1 CRISPR repeat array is annotated in these 813 nt (G+C 53.5%).

Annotation, left to right across the window (positions count from 1 at the left end):
- Positions 1-761: direct repeats of the CRISPR family, unit length 32 nt; unit sequence ATTTCAATCCACGCACCCGCGAAGGGTGCGAC.
- Positions 762-813 lie beyond the last annotated feature (52 nt).

The following is an 813-nucleotide window of genomic DNA, read 5'->3' on the forward strand; positions in this document are numbered from 1 at the left end:
ATTTCAATCCACGCACCCGCGAAGGGTGCGACGCTATCGGAAAAGTCAATTTCAACGGCATTGCCATTTCAATCCACGCACCCGCGAAGGGTGCGACTTTGTGTTAAACGTCTATAAGGCGCACAGCACAATTTCAATCCACGCACCCGCGAAGGGTGCGACGCCACTGCGCGAACGTATGGCAGTTACCCTGACAATTTCAATCCACGCACCCGCGAAGGGTGCGACGCAAGTCTTATCTCTTTAATGTCATGAAGACTGAAATTTCAATCCACGCACCCGCGAAGGGTGCGACGGCCAAATTCGTGATACGGCAGGCAGCTTGTAACATTTCAATCCACGCACCCGCGAAGGGTGCGACGGTCAAGCTGACTGTTTGGCTTCAAATGTGTCACATTTCAATCCACGCACCCGCGAAGGGTGCGACTAATCAGCCAACTTGTAAGCCTCAATTACATCAGGATTTCAATCCACGCACCCGCGAAGGGTGCGACCCACTCGGGCCGTTGGTCATGTTCCAGCCGGCATAATTTCAATCCACGCACCCGCGAAGGGTGCGACTATTTGCTATCTACTTCGACGACCTGTGCAAGAAATTTCAATCCACGCACCCGCGAAGGGTGCGACGCGGGGGACGAAGTATGACTGATGACCTACACGAAATTTCAATCCACGCACCCGCGAAGGGTGCGACCTCTGCTGGTCGGGAATATGGTGCATAGCTACTTTATTTCAATCCACGCACCCGCGAAGGGTGCGACAAGCAAGAGACCGTAGAGGGTCACAGCGTGACCTATATTTCAATCCACGCAC

It is taken from the genome of Streptococcus sp. DD11 (assembly GCF_001578865.1).
In the GTDB taxonomy this organism is placed as follows: Bacteria; Bacillota; Bacilli; order Lactobacillales; family Streptococcaceae; genus Streptococcus; species Streptococcus panodentis.